This is a genomic window from Dietzia sp. SLG310A2-38A2 (assembly GCF_014145095.1).
Classification (GTDB): domain Bacteria; phylum Actinomycetota; class Actinomycetes; order Mycobacteriales; family Mycobacteriaceae; genus Dietzia.
Genome location: NZ_JAALDX010000287.1, coordinates 1 through 1865, shown reverse-complemented (window position 1 = coordinate 1865; position 1865 = coordinate 1). Strand labels below are relative to the sequence as shown.

General features: G+C 72.0%; 1 protein-coding gene. It reads right to left on the bottom strand.

Annotated features, from left to right (window positions below; all coding sequences use genetic code 11):
• On the bottom strand, window positions 1-1865 hold a 1865-nt coding region (locus G6027_RS10645), incomplete at both ends, for an acyltransferase domain-containing protein (protein WP_182637155.1).

Here is a 1865-nt window from a genome sequence, read left to right as displayed (position 1 = left end):
TCGATGGAGTCACCGGGCGCGATCTGCTCGGGACGGACCTTGGTGCGCAGCGCCACCAGCATGCGGGTGGCCGCGGGGGCGCCGAATTCCAGGTCGTCCGGGCGGGGAGCCCCGGGGGCGGCCTCGGCGGCTGCCGGGGTGGTGGATCGGTCCGCACCGGCCGTGCCGGGGGTATTGACGGCCGGTGCGGGGTCTGTGGGGGCCGCCTGGTCGGCGGCCGCGGTGTTGGTCGAGCCGGTGGCGGACTCGGTGGCGTCCACCGAGTCGTCGTCGTCGACCTCCACGCTGGGCGGCAGGGTGCCGTACAACGTCGCCGAGTCGCGCTCGACGTTGAGCACCTGGGCGCGGGGGCCGCGGTGCGTGGGCAGGTCGAGGGTCTTGGAGGCGAGGTTCGCCACGGTCGGGGCGTTCGCCACACCGACCTCGACAAAGCACTCGATGCCGAGTCCGCCGCGCTCGACGGGCGTGAAGAGCAGCTCCTGGGTCTCGATCCAGCGGACCGGGCTGGCAAACTGCCAGGCCAGCAGCTCCACCAGCAGGAGGCGGCCCAGGCGCGTCGGCGTGGCGGACCAGGAGTCCCAGTCGGCCAGGACCTCGGTAAGGGACTCGGCCGGCACGAGGTCGGCGATCTCCTGCACGAAGGACCGCTCAAGGCTGAACAGGCGCGGCACCAGGTTGGGGATGTAGCGGCCCACGAGCACCGAGATGTCGATGTCGTGCGGGATCAGCGCGTCGAGGGTGGCCCGGAAGTCCGGGACGCCGCCGCGCAGGACGGTGGAGTGGAAAGGAACGTCGATGCCGGGCACCAGGATGAAGGCGTTCTTGCCCCCGGACCGCTCGAGCTCGCGCTCGACGGCCTTCTCCAGTGCCTTGCAGCCCGCGACGGTGCCGGCGAGCGCGTACTGCGAGCCCGCCAGGTTGTAGTTGACGATCTCGATGAACTCACCTGAGTCTTCAGCCACTGCGGCCACCCAGTCCACGACCTCGTCGTCGCTGATCCCCATCTGCGACGGCCGGATCGCGGCCATCCGGTAGTCGGACCGCCCCTCGGAATCACGCGGGACGAGCTCGTGCATGGTCGCTCCGCGCTGGAAGACGATCTCCAACAGCGGCTCGAGCTCCAGCGTGCCGGAGATGGCGGCCAGGGCGTCGTACTCGCCGATCGAGTGGCCGGCGAAGTAGGCGCCGTCGATGAACAACCCGTCGGCCTCGAGCTCGGCGCGCTGCGCCACCGCGAGGCAGGCCATCGCGACCTGGGTGAACTGGGTGAGGTAGAGCACGCCGTCGGGATGCCGGTGGACGGTGCCACGGACGGTCACCTCGGTCGGGTTCTCACGGACCAGCGCGAGGATGGAGAAGCCGAGGGCCTCGCGGGTGTGCGCGTCGGCGCGGTCCCAGATCTCGCGGGCGGCCGGGCAGCGGGTGCGTCCCTCCATGCCCATCCCCTTGGCCTGGATGCCCTGGCCGGGGAAGGCGTAGACGGTGCGCGGGGCCTCGGTCAGGGCGGTGGCGGCCATGACGGTGGCACCGTCGACCGTGCACGTGACCTCGAGGACCTGGCCGCCGGCGAGACGGCCGGTCTGGACGGCACGGACCTTGATGTGGTCGCCCGGTCGGACCGGGGCGAGCATACGGGCGGTCCAGCCGGCGATCCGCAGGGCGGGGGTCTTCCCGTCCGAGGCCTGGACCGCGTGCTGCGCGGCGGCCGAGAGCCACATCCCGTGGACGATCACGCCGCCCAGGCCGGCGAGGTCGGCCGCGGTGTCGGAGACGTGGATGGGGTTGTGGTCGCCGGAGACCAGCGCGAAGGCGGTCATGTCGTGCGGCGCGATGAGCGAGGTGGACACCCGCTGCTGGCGGCTCGT